The sequence below is a fragment of the Terriglobales bacterium genome (assembly GCA_035454605.1).
GTDB lineage: Bacteria > Acidobacteriota > Terriglobia > Terriglobales > Acidobacteriaceae > DATMAB01.
The window spans coordinates 1-16,608 of record DATIGQ010000014.1 but is presented as its reverse complement, the minus strand read 5'-3'; the positions used below and the strand labels follow the sequence as shown (position 1 = coordinate 16,608).

The following is a 16,608-nucleotide window of genomic DNA, read 5'->3' as shown; positions in this document are numbered from 1 at the left end:
ACAACGCATTGTGCCACGCCGGACCGCATCTCAGCGCAGCTTCAGCGTGGTCAGAGCAAAGAGTGCAAACACCAGCGAGGAGATCCAGAAGCGCACGATGATCTTGGACTCCGACCAGCCCAGCAGCTCGAAATGATGATGCAGGGGCGCCATCTTGAAGATGCGCTTCTTGCGCGTCTTGTAGGAGGCGACCTGCAGGATGACGGAGAGCGCCTCAATCACGAAGATGCCGCCGATGAAGGGCAGCAGCAGCTCCTGCTTGATGAGGACGGCCACGGTGCCGATGGCGCCACCCAGGGCGAGCGAACCCACGTCGCCCATGAAGATCTCCGCCGGATGGGCGTTGTACCAGAGAAATCCGATGCAGGCGCCGACCATGGCACCGCAGAAGATGGTGAGCTCGGAGATCTGCGGGATGCGCTGCAGCTCCAAGTAGCTGGCAAAAACGGCGTGACCGCTCACGTAGGTCAGGACGGCCAGAGCCCCGGCCGCAATCACGCTGCAGCCGATGGCCAAGCCGTCGAGCCCGTCGGTAAGGTTGACCGCATTCGATGAGCCCACGATGACCAGCGCAACGAAGGCGATGAAGGGCAGAAAGGCCAGGGGCCACAAGTGGGGCTCGGCCAGCAGGGGCGGGATGGCCATGTCCGGACGCAGGTTCTTGAAGAATGGGACCAGCAGCACGGTGGAGTACTCGCCCCGGGCGCGCATGAGCACCAGGACGACCGCGATGACGATGCTGATGAGAATCTGGAGAGCCAGCTTGGTGCGGCCTGTGAGGCCAAGGTTGCGGTGATGGACGACCTTCAGGTAGTCGTCGGCGAAGCCGATGGCGGCGAAAGCCAGGGTGGCGCCGACGGCGATCCAGATGAACTTGTTGCTCAGGTCGGCCCACAAGAGGGTCGGCACCACCACGGCAATGGTGATGAGCACGCCGCCCATGGTGGGCGTGCCGGCCTTCTTCTGGTGCGCCTGCGGGCCTTCCTCGCGGATGTACTGGCCGATCTGGAACTGGCGCAGGCGGCGGATAACCACGGGGCCGATGATGAAGCCGATGGCCAGCGCGGTGAGGCTGGCAAAAGCGGTGCGGAAGGTGAGGTAGCGGAAAAGACGGAAGGGCGAGAAGTACTCGAACAGTTGCTGGTACAGCAGCCAGTAGAGCAATCCTCAACCCCTCGTAACCCGTTTCTCGTTTCGCGTTTCTCGTTTCTCGTGGCCGGCTTTTCGAGAAATCGAAAAACGAGAAACCCTCAACCCGTGGCAGCCGCGGCTTCCCGGCGCGCCTGCCAGACCTCCAGCGCTTTCTCCAGCCGCACTCCGCGAGAAGCCTTCAGCAGCACCGCATCCCCGGTAGCGACCTCGCGGGCCAGCCACTCTCCGGCTTCTTCGGGAGTCGCCAGGAAATGCGCTTTGACGCCGGCGGCAAGAGCGCCTTCGACGATGTGTTCCGCGTTGCCGCGTACGCCCACCAGCAAGTCGATGCCGGCCTGAGCCATATGCGCGCCACAACGGCGGTGCAGCTCGGGAGCCGAAGGTCCAAGTTCCAGCATCTCACCGGCCACGACAATACGCCGCCGGGCGGGAATGCCGGCCAGGGTGTCTACCATGGCGTCGAGGGCACGCGGGTTGGAATTGTAGCAATCGTTGACCACGGTGACGCCGGCCAAGTCCAAGACTTCTCCACGACGCTCCCCCGCCGGCAGGGAGGCGAGCGCGGAAGCAGCCTGGTCGAGCGGAATGCCGCGCTCCAGCGCCACAGCCACGGCGGCCAGGGCGTTGTAGATGCTATGCCGGCCAAGCAGCGGCAGGGTGGCGGAACGACGCTGGCCTCCGGCGACGATCTCAAAGCGGCTGCCGCGGACGCCGAGGTCCTCGACGGCCTCGGCGCGAACGTCGGCCGGATGGTGGAGCGCGAAGGTGACAACGCGGCCGGCGAACTCGCGGCCGAAGCGGGAGACGTACTCGTCGTCGGCGTTGAGCACGGCCACGCCACCGGCCGACAGGGACTCGATGAGTTCGTACTTGGCGCGCGCAATCTCCGCCACCGAAGTGAAGAACCCCAGATGCACAGGGGCCACGTTCGTCACCACGCCGATGTCGGGACGAGCGATGCGCGCGAGCGCGGCAATCTCGCCGGCGTGTGACATGCCCAGCTCCACCACGGCTACCTGATGCTCCGGCTCCAGGCGCAGCAACTGCAGGGGCAGCCCGAAGTGGTTGTTGAGGTTGCCTTCCGACTTCATCACCCGAAGCTTGAGGGAGAGGAGCCGGGCGATGGCTTCCTTGGTGGTGGTCTTGCCGGCGGATCCGGTAACGGCCACGAGTGGACCACCCCAGGTGCGGCGCACCGCAGCGCCCAGCGATTGCAGGGAGGACAGTGTGTCTTCCACCACCAGAAGGCGGGAGCGGTGGCTGAACCCGCCCATCTTCTTCTGGCTGACCACGGCCGCCACGGCGCCGGCGGCGAGCGCCTGAGGAACGAAATCGTGGCCATCGAGCCGCTCGCCCTGCACGGCGAAGAACAGCTCGCCCGGCTTCACCGTGCGTGAGTCGATGGAGTAACCCTGGGCGACGGCGCCGGGGTCGAATTCGCCTGCGGCGGCCACGAACTCCGCCACGCGCTGGAGGGGGAGCTTCAACGACGGCCTCCGGCGACAGCCGCTTCCTGGCTCTCCAGGGTGTATCCGGCGGCCCGCAGGGTTTCGCGGGCTACTTCGACGTCGTCAAAGGGAAGGCTGCCGGCCGCGCTCACCTGCACGCGCTCGTGGCCCTTGCCGGCGATCAGCACGATGTCACCGGTACGGGCCTCGGCGATGGCACGCTCGATGGCGCGGCGGCGATCGGGTTCCACCAGGTGGCGGGTGCCGGTCTTCTGCAGGCCAACCAGGGCGTCGTTGATGATGGCCAGCGGATCCTCGCTGCGCGGATTGTCGGAAGTGAGCAGGACGAAGTCACTGCCCCGCCCCGCGGCGTCCCCCATGAGCGGGCGCTTGGTGCGGTCGCGATCGCCGCCGCAGCCGAACAGAGTGATCACCCGACCCGCGTGCCCTTCCCGGCTGACGAAGGCGCGGGCCACGGCAGTGAGATTGCGCAAGGCGTCGTCGGTGTGGGCGTAGTCCACTACCACCGCAAAGGGCTGCCCGCAGTCTACCGACTCGAAGCGCCCGGGAACGCGGTGCACCGCGGCTACACCGCGACGGATGGCATCCAGCGAGCAGCCGCGCCCCACCGCGGCAGCGGCAGCGGCCAGGATGTTGTACACGTTGACGCGGCCGATGAGATGGGTCGAAATCGACGCCGAGCCTCGGGGTGTGGCCAGAACGAACGTGGTGCCCTGCGGTCCCATGTTGATGCGCGTAGCCTGAAAGTCGCCGCGCTCGATGCCGTAGGTGACCACCAGCGATCCCTGCGATTTGGCGAAGGGCACCAGGCGCACGCCGTAGTCGTCGTCGGCGTTCAGCACGGCGAGGCGCGGCGGCTCGGAACCGCAGCCGGCAAACAGGAATTTCTTGGCTTCGAAGTAGTCTTCGAAATCGCCGTGATAGTCGAGGTGGTCGCGGGTCAGGTTGGTGAAGACGGCTACGTCGAAGGGCAGGCCGAAAACGCGCTGCTGCGCCAGGGCGTGCGAGGAAACCTCCATCACCAGCTCGCTGGCGCCCTGGCGGGACGCCCGGTCGAGCAGGCGGTGAATCTCCAGGGATTCGGGCGTGGTATGTGGCGCCGGCAACACCTCCGGCCCGATGTGATACTCGACCGTCCCCAGCAGAGCCGACGTCCGACCCATGGCCCCCAGGATGGCTTCGGCCAGGAAAGCGGACGTGGTCTTGCCGTTGGTGCCGGTGATGCCGGTGAGCCTCATACGCACCGCGGGGCGTCCGTAGAAGTTGGCGGCCAACCGGGCCAGGGCCTGGCGGCCATGGGGCACGTGGGCCCAGGCGATGCCGGCGTGGGGCGCGGTCTCCGCGGTGTCGCTCACGACGGCGGCTGCGCCACCCGCGATGGCCTGCTCGATGTAGCGGTTGCCGTCGGTGGTCTCCCCGCGCATGGCCACGAACAGGTCGCCGGGCGAGATGCGCCGGGAATCGTACTGGATGCCGGTAATCTCAGGATTCCCGCGCTGGGCCAGGGTTTCGACACCGTCGAGGAGCTGGCGAAAAGTCATCGGTTGTTTTCGATTATAGACACCGTAGGATGCGTTTTGCCGGAGCTAAAGCCCCGCTTCGTGCCGCTCCCTGACGCGGGGCGGAAGCCCCGCTCTCCCACCCAAAACCTGGCTGCACTAGCGGGCGAAACGCACCGCCACCCGGGCTCCGGCCGGGATGCGCGAGCCCGGCGGAGGCGCCTGTTCCCGCGCCACCCCGCTGCCCACGACATCCAGTTCGATGCCCGCCCGCTGGGCGACGACCAAGGCTTCACGCAAGGGCTTGCCAATCAGCGAAGGCACCACCACGCCGCCTTCGGTATCGAGCATGACGGTACCGTTGGCCGGCGGTCCCGGAAAGGACGGGGCCTGGAGCGGCGGCGGTGCTGCGTCTGGCTGGCTTGCCGGCTTTGCGGTTGTGGCCACGAGATGAGTCCGGGGCGCGGTCTCAGCCGCTTCCGGCGCGAGCGAGGCGGCCGCCGTGGAACCCGCCTCCGGTGGCTCGGCGCTCCATGCCGGATGGTCGGGCGAGCCTTCCGACACATCGTCATCCGCGACGCTGGCCGCCGCACGCAGCAGGAGTTGTTGGCGCGGCACGTCAATGTCGTGGGGCACCCGCAGATACGCCAGCACCTGCTGGGTGACGCGGGCGAACACCGGCGCCGCTACCTGTCCGCCCTGATGCGGACCCAAGGGCGAATCGAGGATGACCGCCACGGTCACCGCAGGCTGATTGACGGGAGCGAAGCCGACGAACGAAGCCACGTGCTTCCAACTCGAATAAGTTCGGGTAGAGGGATCGATCTTCTGCGCCGTGCCCGTCTTGCCGGCCGCGGTGTAACCCTCCAGGATGGCACGGCGTCCGGTGCCATGAAGCACCACGCCTTCCATCATGCGCTTCATCTGGATGGCGGTCTCCGGCGAGATGGCCCGCCGCTGCTCGGCCGGCTGGAAGAGCACCCGCTGCAGCCCATCTTTCTCGCGGGTGACTCCGGCCACGATGCGCGCGGCGGTCCACACGCCATCGTTGGCAATGGTGGAAACCAGCGCCACCAGTTGCAGGCCGGTAATGCCGATCTCCTGCCCCATGGAGATGGCGCCGATCGAGACTTTGGACCAACGGCTCACCGGCTTGGTGAGGCCGCGGCTCTCGCCCGGCAGCTCAATGCCGGTGGGCTGGCCGAATCCGAACCGGTGGATGTACTGGTCGAAACGCTCTTCGCCCAGACGGAGCCCGAGCTTGATGGTGCCCACGTCGCTGGAGTGGGCCAGAACGTCGGCCACGGAGAGCAGGCCGAAAGGCTTGTGATCGCGGATGCGGAAGCTACCCAGGTAGATGGCGCCGTTCTGGCAATCAATGGTTTCGGAGGGCCGGGTCAACTTCTCTTCCAGAGCGCCAGCGATGGTGACGATCTTGAAGGTGGAGCCGGGCTCGTACACGTCGCTGACGGCGCGGTTCTTCAAGGCCTCCGGCGAAGACTTGCGAAAGGTGTTGGGATTGAAGGTGGGCCGGCTGGCCAGGGCAAGGATCTCCCCAGTGTGCGGGTTCTGGACGATGATGGTGCCGGCGGCCGAGCGGGTCTGGCGCATGGCCTCATCCAGTTCGCGTTCCGCGATGTACTGGATCTTTTCGTCGAGAGTCAGCACGACGTTCTGGCCGGGGGAGGGCTCGCGCTCCACGCGGCCGAACCAACGGCGACGAGCGTCGAGGGAGATCATCATGCGCCCGGGCCCACCGCGTAATTCCTTGTCGAAGGCATACTCGATGCCGCCCAGGCCCTCATCATCCATGCCCACATAGCCCAGCGCCTGGGCCGCCAGGTCGCGCTTGGGGTAGAAGCGCTTGGACTCCTTCTGGAAGTAGATGCCGCGCAGGTTGAGCGCCCGGATGCGCTGGCTGGTTTGGGCGTCTACCTTGCGCGCGATCCAGGCAAAGGCACGCGACGACTTCAGCTTCGCATGGATGTCACCCGTGTCGGTTTCCAGCACGCGCGCCAGGAGCTGGGCTGCTGTTTCCTGGTCGGGAATCTCGCTGGGCACGGCAAAGACGGAATCCACGGTGACGGACATGGCCAGTTCCTGGCCATTGCGGTCATAGATGACGCCGCGCCGGGGCGAAACCTCGATAGTACGCTGCTGCTGGCGCTGCGCGCGCTCCAGCAGCTCGCCGTACTGGAGGATCTGCAGATCGACCAAGCGGAGGCCGATGAGACTGGCCCAGAGAAAGAGAAATAGCGCCAGGAGCAGCAGCCGCCGCGGGACGCCGTTGCCGTTGCTGTTCCAGCCTCCTGCCATAGATGCAGATGCGGCCCGGAGTCCGCTCCGGGCCGCCAGGGTTTCTGCAATTCCTTCCCGGCGGCGCTTTGCGCCGCCAGGTCGCCGGTCAGTGACTTCGGTTCAAGCCAGGCCGGTCCTGCTCCCCGGAGTTCGTTCCAGGGAATCCTTAAGGCTGCGGCGAGATAACCAGGACGCTTGCCGCGCGCGCCATTACCGGCGCGCCCAGGTCGGCGCCCGGGGTCTCCAATCGCATCATCTGGCCGACGCGCGGAGCCTCCAGGCCCATCTGTCGCGCCAGGGCGTCAATGCGTTCCGGGCTGCGCAGCGATGCATCCTCCAGGCGCAAGGCGCGGTTCTGTTCCACCAGCGCGTCGCGCTGCGCCTTCAGTGCCTCCAGCTTGTAGCCATATTCGATGGAGCTGAAATGCTGGCCGGCGTAGACCATGACCAGCGCGAACAACGCGCACACTGCGACGGTGAACATGGCCATCTCGCGGTTGCGCTGCCGGTCCACCACGCGCACCAGGCGGGAATTGTCGATGGCCTTGGGAAAGTAAATCTCCGGGGTGCCCGCGCGTGCGGGGGAGGGCCGCCGCGCCGCGCGCCCGCTGACCAACTGCGAGCGCACGGTACGCGTGGTGGGGATCGCCCCGGCCGCCACTAAGCCACCTCAACCAGTTCCAGCGCGTGCGCCGCGGAATAGGCGTACGGCACGAACACCTCCGCTTTCGGTTGCGCCGGCTGCGGGGCCGGGTCGCAGCATGCCGTGTGTTCGGCACGCTCCACCGTAGCAATCAATTCGTCGATCATCGTTCCCCTATGCATCCTTCACCTCCGTCCAACCTCAACCTTTTCCGGGACGGCATCGTAAAGGTAGGTTGGTTGTGGAACTGCTTTGTCGTTCGCCCAAGTCAGGTAGGCGATGCCGTCCCGAAACCTGTTCATTCCGCCAGGCGCTCCGCCGCGCGCAGTTTCGCGCTGCGGGCCCGCGGGTTGCGCTCGATTTCCGGTTCGCCGGCCGGGACCGGCTTGCGAGTCAGCACGGCGTACACTGCCTGGCGCGCACCTTCCCGCAACGCGTCCTTCACCATGCGGTCCTCCAGCGAGTGGAAGCTGAGGATCACCAGCCTCCCTCCCGGCCTCAGGACCCGGGGCGCTGCTCCGAGCAGTGCCCCGAGCTCCTCCAGTTCGCGGTTCACGTGAATCCGGATTGCTTGGAAAGTACGCGTCGCAGGATGAATGCGCCCGGGTTTCATTGACCGGAACGCGGCCGATATGACTTGTGCTAGATGAGCGGTGTTTCGTATCGGCCGCGCCCGGACAATGGCTCTGGCGATTCTCCGCGACCTCCTTTCCTCACCGAATTCGTAAATCACCTTGGCGAGTGTGACCTCGTCGAGGCGATTTACCACTTGATCGGCGGTGCGCTCGCTGCGCGGGTCCATGCGCATGTCGAGCGGTCCTTCCGCCTGAAAACTGAACCCCCGCCGCGGATCGTCAAACTGCAACGAGCTGACGCCTAGGTCGGCCAGCAGCCCATCCGCCGAACCCGGAGTCACCCAACGCTCCAGTTCGGAGAATGCGGCCTGCTCGACGACCACCTGCGGCCAGTCCTCCCGTTGTGCGGGAGGCGGCTCCAGGCGCCGGCGGGCTATCGCGAGCGCGGCGGGATCCCTATCGAGCCCAATCAAACGACCCTGAGCGCCGAGGCGTCTTGCGATGGCATACGCGTGTCCGCCCGAGCCCAGGGTGGCGTCGATATAGGTGCCGCCACGCCGAATGGCCAGGAAATCGATCGCTTCTTTTAAAAGAACCGAGACATGGCCAAACTCCCCATCCGTGCCATGCCCGCCCCCCTGAGGGGCGTTGCTTGCAAACCCTGCTGCCATTCACGCCCGACCCTGCCGCGCGCCGGTCTCGCCGGCCGCGCTGTTAAATACCCAAGTCGTCCAGGGTCTTCTCGTCCTCAAGCGTGAACGGACTCTCCTCCAACTCCTTGCGGAACGCTTCCATGTTCCGCACTTCCAGGTAGGTCAGGTTGCCCAGCACCGCTACCTCGCCCCGCAACTGCGCCGCCTGGCGCAGAATGGGCGGAATCAACAGGCGCCCCTGGGCATCCATCTCCACGGCCTGGCCGTAATAATTGGTGCGATTCAAGAGCTTCTTCTTGGTGGGATTGAAGTTGGACAGCCGGGCCAGCTTCTCCTCGATGCGCTCCCACTCCTCGAAGGGGTAAATCTGCGCCCGTTGCCCATCCACGCTGGTGATGTAGAACTGGGCCGAATACTTTTCGTCGATCAGGCGCTTGAACTCCGCCGGGACCTTGAGTCGCCCTTTTTCGTCCACGCGGGTTGGATGATTGCCGCGAAACATGCCTGTTTGCCCGGTTCCCCGGGGTCTTTCTTGCTGCCTGGGCCGCGATGACTACCGCCGCGCCCGCAAATGCCGTCACAATTTCCCTGATCTCAGTCGCGCTTGCCTCGTGTTGGGGGGTCTTTTTCTCCATCCTCTGGAGCCCCGATCCCACTTCCCCACCATTCCACTGACGCTGGGTTTGGATTGCCTCTCCTTCTATCTGACACCACTTTCGACCACTTTTGACCACCCATGCTACAGCTAAATCATTGCGTGTCAACAGGAATATTGACCCTGGCGAAGGGGTAGGCAGGGGTATAGCGAAAAGCGCGAGGAATGGCGCTTTTCGGCTGGTTGACCACAAGATATTGCGTTTACCAGGGAGGTGCCTTAATCGTTACTCTGCCTGTTAACGAATCAGTATCTGTGGAAATTCTCCGGCGCATCCGGCCGTAGCAAGCGCCATGTTGCTCTGAAATAATCACGCTCGGCGATGGATTCCCAGAGCGCAGCCGCCGGAAGAGGACGGTCCTGGAAGTCCCCAGCCGTTCTGCTGGCCGCGTGCCTGTTCGCGCTTTCCATGCACGCCTATGTTGAGCTGGTGCATCGGCGGGCGGCGGCGGCGCTGGCGGAGCGGGGGTTGGAAGCCAACTTTTCGGACCTGTATCCCTATTGGTTCGGCACTCGGCTGGTGCTGCGGGAAGGCGGCGACCCCTACGGCGCGGCCGCCACCAAGCGCATCCAGACCGCGTACTACGGGCGCCCACTCGATCCGTCTCGCCCGAGTGATCCGAAGGACGAGCACCGTTTCATCTATCCCATCTACGTCTGCCTGCTGCTGGCGCCGATCTCGTTGGTGTCGTTTGGAACGGCAGAATTGCTATTTACGATCCTGCTGCCGCTGGCCGCCGTTGGCAGCGTGCGGCTATGGAGCTGGGCCCTCTCACTGCGATTGTCTTCGCGCACTTTGCTCCTGGCCAGCGTGATGGTGCTGGGAAGCATGCCTTTCGCGGAGGGCTACTCGCTTACACAGATTTCCCTGCTGGCCATGGCTGTGATCGCAGGAGCCTGCGCCGCGGTGACAGCAGGACACCACAAAACGGCAGGTGTTCTGCTGGCGCTGGCCACCGTCAAACCCCATCTCGCACTTCCCTTTGCAGCGTGGTTCCTGCTGTGGTCCGTGGGCGGTTGGCGGCACCGTAAGGGAGTACTGGGAGGATTCGCGGCTACGCTGGGCGTCCTGCTGGCAGGTTCGGAATTGATACTTCCGGGCTGGTTTTCGCGCTGGTGGGCCACCGTGCAGGCCTTCAGCCGGTACCAGAAGCCTCCGTTGGCGCAGGTGATGTTCGGGGAGAGCGGCGGCGTCCTGGTGGCAGCATTGGTGGTTCTAGCCGTAGCGGCTACGTGCTGGATGCTGCGGCGTTGTGATCCGGGCTCAAAGGAATGGGCCGCGGTCATGTCGCTGGTTGCGGTGGGCACCGCTGTAGTGATACCGAACGCCGATGCCGTCTACGACCACCTGATCATGCTGCCGGCGGCGCTGTGGCTGGGTACCCAGGCGGCCGGCTTCCCGCAATGGAGATTGGTCAAGCGGGCGATCTATGCGACTGCAGCGGCGTTGCTGGGCTGGCAATGGCTGGCAGCCGCGGCGGTTTGCCTCATCGCCCTAGCGTCTGCGCGTTGGGGCTCCAACCTGTTTGTGCTCTCACTTCCTATCCGCAGCGAGCCAGCGCTGCCCTTCGTAGCCTTGCTGCTGGTAGGCCTGTTTCTGCGAGACGAAGCTTTCGGCAGGCAGCCTATTTCCGTCCCCACACCCAGTACGCCGCCGAGATGAAGGCCAGCCAGGGCAGGCCCGCGATGAGGGTGATGCGCATTCCCTCCACCCACCAGGTGGTAGCCAGGATGGCGGCCAGCAGGGCGGCGCCCAGCAGGGTGGTGTAGGGAGATCCGCGCATGCGCACGGGAAATTCCGCCAGCTCCCTCTCGCTCCATCGCTTGCGGAAAAACAGGTGGGTGATGAAGATCATGAACCACACGAACAGGCCGCCGAACAGAGCGATGCCGAACATGTAGACGTAGGCAGTTTCGGGAAATCGCCAGGCAAAGAGCGTGGCAATCAACAGCCCGCCGGCAGAGACCAGCAAGGCGAGCACCGGCGTTCCTTTGGCGGAAACCTGGCCGAAGCTAGACGGCGCATAGCCTCCCCGGGCTAGGGAAAACACCATGCGCGTCGCCAGGTAGAGGTTGCAGTTCATGCTGGAAAGCGCCGCGGTGAGTACCACGAAATTCACGATGTGCGCCGCCGCAGGCACGCCCATGAGCGCGAACACGCGCACGAAAGGACTGGCCGTGATGCCCTCACCCGGCTGGATCTGGTTCCAGGGCACCACCGCCAGCAGCACGGTGATGGCTGCCACATAGAACAGGATGAGCCGCACCACCATGGTACGCATGGCGCGCGGCACGGCTTTCTGCGGATCGAGGGCCTCGCCTGCCGTCACCGCTACGACTTCGGTCCCGATGTAGCTGAAGATGACGAAGACCAGCGCCATCCACGCGCCCTTGACACCCAAGGGGAAGAAGCCGCCATGCTCGGTAAGATTGCGCAGGCCGATGCGCTCGGCCTGTCCCAAGCCCAGCAGCATCGCCGCACCGAACACCACAAACAACAAGATGGCCACCACCTTGATCATGGAGAACCAGTATTCGAACTCGCCGAAGTTCCCCACGCTGCGCGCGTTGATGTACACCAAAGCCAGCGAGAATCCCACGACCCAGATCCACTGCGGTACCTGCGGCCACCACCACTGACAGTAGATGGCCACCGCCACCGCTTCGCCGCCGATGGCGATGGACTGGGCCGCCCAGTAGGTGTAGCGTATGACGAATCCCGCCCAGCGCGAGACGTAGATCTCGGCATAAACGCCGAACGAGCCGGCTGTGGGATGCGCCACCGCCATTTCCGCCAGCGTGCCCATCAGCAGCAAGGCCACCACCGCTCCCAGCAGATAAGTGAGGATGACTGCCGGTCCGGCCACCCGCACCGCCAACGCGCTGCCCAGGAACAGGCCCGTGCCGATGGCGCCGCCAATGGCGATCATGGCCAGTTGCCGCTCACTCAACTGGCGTGCCAGGCCCTTTTCTTTCTCCAGGATCTCCAGCGCCGGAGCGCGCTGCACTTCTGCGGTCGAGTCCAACGGTTTCAGTTTCCCTTCCCCTCTATGGTTCGCTGCGTTCCACCGTCTCGAGCAGCTTGTCGATGTCCGCTTTCGAGTTGAAGAAGTGGCAGGAAACCCGGACGCCGCCCACGTGGGAGGTGTAACGCACCGAGACCAGAACCTTGTGGTCAAGTAGCCGTTCCATCATTTGCAGGTTCTTCTGCGGCGATCCCATCGAAAAGGTGACGATGCCGGAGCGATGCTCGGGCTCCGTCGGCGTTACCACGGTGACGCCCAAGGTCTGAAGCCCAGCAATCAACTGGTCCGTAAGGCTGGTGATGTGCGCGGCGATGCGCTGTTGTCCCAGTTCATGGATCAGCCGCAAGGAAGCCGCCAGGCCGATGGCGCCGGGATAGTTCGCCGTCCCACCGATCTCGTAGCTGGGCGCGCCGCCCACGAAGTGGTAGTCACGCACCGGGGTGATGGAGGGAGTTTGAAAATAATTTCCCCAGCCGCCTTCCGGCGTCTCGACGCTCAGGTAGCCGCGCATGGGCGGGCGCAGGCGCGCCTGCGCGTCACGACGGATATAGAGGAAGCCCGCGCCGAAGGGAGAGTTGAGCCACTTGTGCCCGCCGCAGGTGAGGATATCGACGGGCGTGGCGGCGACATCGATGGGAAACGCGCCCAACTGCTGGATGGCGTCCACCACTAACCATATGCCCCGCTGGCGGCACAGCGCCCCGAGCTTCCCCAGGTCGCAGCGGAACCCGTTGGACCACTGCACCGAGCTGAGGACCAGCACGCGGGTCTTCGGTCCCATGCGCGCGGCGACGTCTTCCGGTAGCAGCCGGCCATCGCGATGCGGAACTACGTCGATCGCAATTCCTTCGCTCTGCTTCTGGACCCAGGGAATGGCTACCTGCATGAACTCCAGGTCACAGAGCAAGACGCAATCGCCACGCTCCAGCGGGATGCGCTCTGCCGCGATGGCGAGACCGTGGGTGGTGCTTTCGACCAGGGCGATCTCGTCCGCGGCCGCGTTCAGCAGACGCGCGATCTCCGGCCGCGCCTCGGCCCGCATTTCGTCCATGGCGATGTGATGCAGCGTCGCCGAGCGCGAGGGGCAAAGCGCCGCCATCTCCAGGAAACGTGCAATGGCTTCGGTGGCACGGCGCGGCGCCACGCTGACGCAGGCCGCGTCAAGAAAGACTTTATCCCGGAGCGCCGGGAACTGCTCCCGCGCCTGCTCCAGACTCATCGCCGGTGCCGCCTGCTTTGTTTCCAACCGATTGCTTCCTTTCCGCGCCGAAAGTCCCACGATTGTAAAGCCCGAATCACGGATTCGGTCCCGGACAAACGAACGGCGCCAGAAACCGCGAGTTCCTGGCGCCGTTGTGATCCGGGGCTGGCCGCCTAGAACCGGAACTTCACGCCCACCTGGATGGTGCGCGGCGGCGTGATGATGTTGATGGGCGTGCCGAATGAACTTGGAACGCTCAGATCATCGAAGTAGTTCTGGCCGAAGTTATCGGCGTTGGTGAGGTTGAAAACCTCGAACAGGCCTTCGATCCGCGCTTGGGGGGCCAGCCCTTCCAGCGGGAACGACTTGGCCACGCGGATGTCCCAACTGTAGGTGGGGTCGCCACGGAAGACTCCGCGGCCGCCCACCCTGTCGCAGGAGGAGACGTTTTGCGTGCGAGAGCCACCGGGTCCGTTGTCGATGGCGCCGAAGACCGTGGGCACGCCGTCCAGGTTCACGTCGCAATTCGAGCTGTCGGAAGCGGTATAGGGCCGCGCCGAAGCCCCAGTGAAGATGTTCGAGAACTGAATCTTCCATGGCAACTCGACCAATCCAGAGATGACTACCCGATGGCGCTCGTCCCAGTTTGTGGGCCCTAGTTCTCCCACAGCATTGGGCTGCAGCTGGTTCAGCACCACGAAGGTGAACTGGTTGGTGTCGGTAATCGCGCGGGACAGAGTGTAACTAGAGAAGAGCTGCCAGCGCTTGGCGAACGCCTTGCGCACCGAGACGATGAGGGCCGTGTAATCGTTCCGGCCGGTAGTGTCTTCCAGGAAGATTTGCCTCGGGATGTTAGTGAGGGGATCGTTAGGACCGGCCTGCGGGAAGTTGACTCCGGTGGGCGTCCAGACCCCCGCCAAGCAGTTTGGATCCGCATTGATACAGAAGTTGAGATTGCGTCCCTGTACCAGCTTGCGGGTGCGGGAGTAAACGCCATCCACGTCAAAAGTCAGGCCGGCCAGTGCTCCTTCCTGGATCTGATACACGAATCCCAGGTTGAATTGGTCCGCCCGAGCTACTTCCATATCCGGCGAATTGACGAATCCGATCGGGAAATTGAACGGAACGTTGGCCGGTCCGGCATCGAACACGGCAGGCTGGCAAGGAACCGTGTCGCAAGGGAGACCGAAGAAGCCGGCAAATGCGCCGGGAACGAAGACGAAGTTGAAGGGCGGGTTGCCGTTGACCTGGGTCACTTCCAGGTCGGCGAACAACGTACTGGCCAGAATGGACGCCGGGTCGAACAGGCGGGCATAACCTCCCCGAACCACCATGCGGCCGTTGCCCAGCACGTCGTACGCGAACCCGACCCGGGGCGCGAAGTTGTTCTTATCGTCCGTGGGAGTGGAACGCGATGGCCCTCCTGGAACCGCTCCGACGTTGTCCCGAACCACGTCTTCCGCCGCGGTGCCGCGGTTGTAGAACAGATTGTGGACGTAGTCGTAGCGCAGGCCGAGGGCCAGCGTCAGGCGTCCCAGCTTGATGTCGTCCTGGACGTAGAAACCCAGGTGCGTCATGGTGCGGTTCACGATGTCGAACCCCGGTGAGGACCAAGAGCGGTAGTTGGCCAGACTGTTTCCAGCCAGGATGGTGTTGGTCGCCGGGTCGTAGTCATTGGTGTTGAAGCGGTAGCGGTTATGCCGGAAGTCGCCCTCGATACCGATGTGCGGCTGGATGACGACGTTGCCGCCGAAGCGAATGTTGTGCCGCCCATGCGTCCAGGAAAAGTCGTCGCTGAACTGGTAGGTGATCTCCTTGGGGGCCTGCGTGCCCGCCTGGCTGGCGCCAAAGGTCACGCTGGGAAGGATGATGGTGGGAACGTCGTTCGAGCTCAGGTCGTTCTGGATGCGGTTCTGCCACCACTGGTAGTGGAAGCGCAGGTCGTTGACCTTGTTGTTCCCAATGAGTGAGCTGAGCCCGATGACCACGTCGTGGAAGCGGTTGCTTTCATCGGCGGTGGAATCCGGCGCGTCCTGGTCGCTGAAGAACTCGTTGCTGGAATCGTTGTCCTGCTCCGCGTAGCGTCCGAACAGAGTGTGATTGTCAGCCAGCCTCACGTCCACGCGCCCCAAGTGGAAGTTCTGGCGGAAGGCCTGCGGGGTGACGGTCCCATCCAGGGAGGGAAATGTTCCGCCGCTGTTGAACACACGGGAAGTGTCGTTCTGCTGCCGCTCGTAACTGTAGAAGAAGAACGCCCGATCCTTTTTGATCGGTCCGCCGATGGTGCCTCCGAACTGCCGGCTGTCAAAAGGCGGCTTGGGCGCGCCGAACATTTCCGAGATGGCATTGTTGGACTGCAGGCTGTCGTCGCGGAAGAACCCGAACGCCGACCCATGGAACTCGTTGCTGCCGCTCTTGGTAACGACGTTGATCACGCCGCCGATACCGCGCCCGTACTGGGCCTTGGGATCGTGGGTGATGACCTCGAATTCCTGCACCGCCTCCAGCGACAGGGTGAGGTTCTGGCCGCCCATAAAGATGTCGGTGTTGTCGCCGCCATCAATAGCCATGAACAGGTTGCGTCCGTTTTGACCGTTGATGCTGATGGCCGGCACATTGCGCTTCACAGGGTCGTAGTTGGCGCTGGTGGCGGTATTGCCCGTGGTCACACCCGGCACCAAGATGGCCAGCGACGAGAAGTCGCGCCCGTTGATGGGCAGGGTCTGCACCTGCTCGGGAGTGATGTTCTTGTGGATGGTTGCGGTATTGGTCTCGACCAATGGCACTTCCGCCTCCACCTTCACTTCCTCCTCAAGTGCTGCGGGCGATAGCGTAAAGGTCAGGTCCGCAGACTGCCCCACCAGCAGGGTCAGCTCCTTGGCTTGCCCACCGAAGCCGCTCTGCGTCACCGTCACCCGGTAGGGGCCGGCGGGAAGGTTGGGCACGGTGAAGGTGCCGTCGCTACCGCTCTGGGTCTCGCGCTTTTGCCCGGTATTGGTGGCCAGCACCTCGACCTTGGCGCCGCTGATCACGGCGCCGCTCACGTCCTTGACCTGTCCCAGGATGGTCGAACCGCTGGCTTGCCCCCATGCCGAGATCGAAATACACAGCACCACAATGACCGCAAACGCCGCCACCCACCTTTTCTCCAAGCTGCCTTTCATGTCGGCCCCCAAGAAGGTTCGTACACAAAGCAAAGCGGCTGACTTATATCGCAGTCACGAGGCACTTACAAGCATTCCGTAGAAGAAGGCCGCTGCGGAAGAATTAACATGGGATTCGCCAGTCGCCGGAAAGTTTCGCTAACCAGAAGATTTTTCCGCGAGTCTCGCTGGTACTGGGTACTGGGTACTGGGTACTGGGCACTGGGTACTGGGTACTGGGCACTGGGTACTGGGTACTGGGTACTGGGCACTGGGTACTGGGTACTGGGCACT

General features: G+C 64.2%; 12 protein-coding genes. 1 reads left to right on the top strand and 11 read right to left on the bottom strand.

The features are described from left to right. Positions 1 to 30 precede the first annotated feature (30 nt). From mraY to VLE48_01115, 8 genes are all read right to left on the bottom strand, one after another. Positions 31 to 1,164 carry a phospho-N-acetylmuramoyl-pentapeptide-transferase gene (mraY, locus tag VLE48_01150; protein HSA91592.1) on the bottom strand — a complete coding sequence of 378 codons (1,134 nt, stop codon included), beginning with the start codon at positions 1,162 to 1,164 and terminating at the stop codon, positions 31 to 33. An 86-nt stretch (positions 1,165 to 1,250) separates the two neighbouring features. After that, a complete protein-coding gene (gene murF / locus VLE48_01145; GenBank protein ID HSA91591.1) occupies positions 1,251 to 2,639 on the bottom strand; it encodes a UDP-N-acetylmuramoyl-tripeptide--D-alanyl-D-alanine ligase in 1,389 nt (462 codons plus the stop codon). Further along, positions 2,636 to 4,162 (bottom strand): UDP-N-acetylmuramoyl-L-alanyl-D-glutamate--2,6-diaminopimelate ligase, encoded by a 1,527-nt coding sequence (locus VLE48_01140; protein HSA91590.1) that lies wholly within the window; start codon positions 4,160 to 4,162, stop codon positions 2,636 to 2,638. Before VLE48_01140 ends, murF begins: the two co-directional genes overlap by 4 nt. A gap of 117 nt (positions 4,163 to 4,279) precedes the next feature. After that, the gene (locus VLE48_01135) at positions 4,280 to 6,436 is read right to left on the bottom strand and encodes a penicillin-binding protein (protein HSA91589.1); all 2,157 of its coding nucleotides are present in this window, start codon (positions 6,434 to 6,436) and stop codon (positions 4,280 to 4,282) included. 148 nt (positions 6,437 to 6,584) lie between these two features. Continuing rightward, on the bottom strand, positions 6,585 to 7,079 hold the full coding sequence (locus tag VLE48_01130; protein ID HSA91588.1) for a hypothetical protein: 495 nt from the start codon (positions 7,077 to 7,079) through the stop codon (positions 6,585 to 6,587). After that, positions 7,079 to 7,243, bottom strand: coding sequence for a hypothetical protein (locus VLE48_01125; GenBank protein ID HSA91587.1), 165 nt, complete (start codon positions 7,241 to 7,243; stop codon positions 7,079 to 7,081). Before VLE48_01125 ends, VLE48_01130 begins: the two co-directional genes overlap by 1 nt. 116 nt (positions 7,244 to 7,359) lie before the next feature. Next, positions 7,360 to 8,307 carry a 16S rRNA (cytosine(1402)-N(4))-methyltransferase RsmH gene (gene rsmH, locus VLE48_01120; protein ID HSA91586.1) on the bottom strand — a complete coding sequence of 316 codons (948 nt, stop codon included), beginning with the start codon at positions 8,305 to 8,307 and terminating at the stop codon, positions 7,360 to 7,362. Between the two features lie 43 nt (positions 8,308 to 8,350). Then, positions 8,351 to 8,791: a division/cell wall cluster transcriptional repressor MraZ gene (locus tag VLE48_01115; protein HSA91585.1), complete on the bottom strand. Its 441-nt coding sequence runs from the start codon at positions 8,789 to 8,791 to the stop codon at positions 8,351 to 8,353. A 475-nt stretch (positions 8,792 to 9,266) separates the two neighbouring features. Here VLE48_01115 and VLE48_01110 point away from each other — a divergent pair, with 475 nt between their 5' ends. Further along, the gene (locus VLE48_01110; protein HSA91584.1) at positions 9,267 to 10,607 is read left to right on the top strand and encodes a glycosyltransferase family 87 protein; all 1,341 of its coding nucleotides are present in this window, start codon (positions 9,267 to 9,269) and stop codon (positions 10,605 to 10,607) included. Here VLE48_01110 and VLE48_01105 read toward each other — a convergent pair. The 3 genes from VLE48_01105 to VLE48_01095 all read right to left on the bottom strand — a co-directional run bounded on the left by VLE48_01105 (position 10,570) and on the right by VLE48_01095 (position 16,335). Continuing rightward, the gene (locus VLE48_01105) at positions 10,570 to 11,970 is read right to left on the bottom strand and encodes an amino acid permease (protein HSA91583.1); all 1,401 of its coding nucleotides are present in this window, start codon (positions 11,968 to 11,970) and stop codon (positions 10,570 to 10,572) included. The two genes, VLE48_01110 and VLE48_01105, sit on opposite strands and share 38 nt — an antisense overlap. A gap of 22 nt (positions 11,971 to 11,992) precedes the next feature. Next, a complete protein-coding gene (locus VLE48_01100) occupies positions 11,993 to 13,189 on the bottom strand; it encodes an aminotransferase class V-fold PLP-dependent enzyme (protein ID HSA91582.1) in 1,197 nt (398 codons plus the stop codon). 155 nt (positions 13,190 to 13,344) lie between these two features. Then, positions 13,345 to 16,335, bottom strand: a complete 2,991-nt coding sequence (locus tag VLE48_01095; protein ID HSA91581.1) for a TonB-dependent receptor — start codon at positions 16,333 to 16,335, stop codon at positions 13,345 to 13,347. Positions 16,336 to 16,608 lie beyond the last annotated feature (273 nt).

Excerpts from the sequence above, each read along its gene's own strand:
- VLE48_01135 (HSA91589.1), bottom strand. The coding sequence starts at position 6,436 with ATGGCAGGAGGCTGGAACAGCAACGGCAACGGCGTCCCGCGGCGGCTG.
- VLE48_01125 (HSA91587.1), bottom strand. The coding sequence starts at position 7,243 with ATGCATAGGGGAACGATGATCGACGAATTGATTGCTACGGTGGAGCGT.
- rsmH (HSA91586.1), bottom strand. The coding sequence starts at position 8,307 with ATGGCAGCAGGGTTTGCAAGCAACGCCCCTCAGGGGGGCGGGCATGGC.
- VLE48_01100 (HSA91582.1), bottom strand. The coding sequence starts at position 13,189 with ATGAGTCTGGAGCAGGCGCGGGAGCAGTTCCCGGCGCTCCGGGATAAA.
- VLE48_01095 (HSA91581.1), bottom strand. The coding sequence starts at position 16,335 with ATGAAAGGCAGCTTGGAGAAAAGGTGGGTGGCGGCGTTTGCGGTCATT.
- VLE48_01110 (HSA91584.1), top strand. The coding sequence starts at position 9,267 with ATGGATTCCCAGAGCGCAGCCGCCGGAAGAGGACGGTCCTGGAAGTCC.
- VLE48_01115 (HSA91585.1), bottom strand. The coding sequence starts at position 8,791 with ATGTTTCGCGGCAATCATCCAACCCGCGTGGACGAAAAAGGGCGACTC.
- VLE48_01140 (HSA91590.1), bottom strand. The coding sequence starts at position 4,162 with ATGACTTTTCGCCAGCTCCTCGACGGTGTCGAAACCCTGGCCCAGCGC.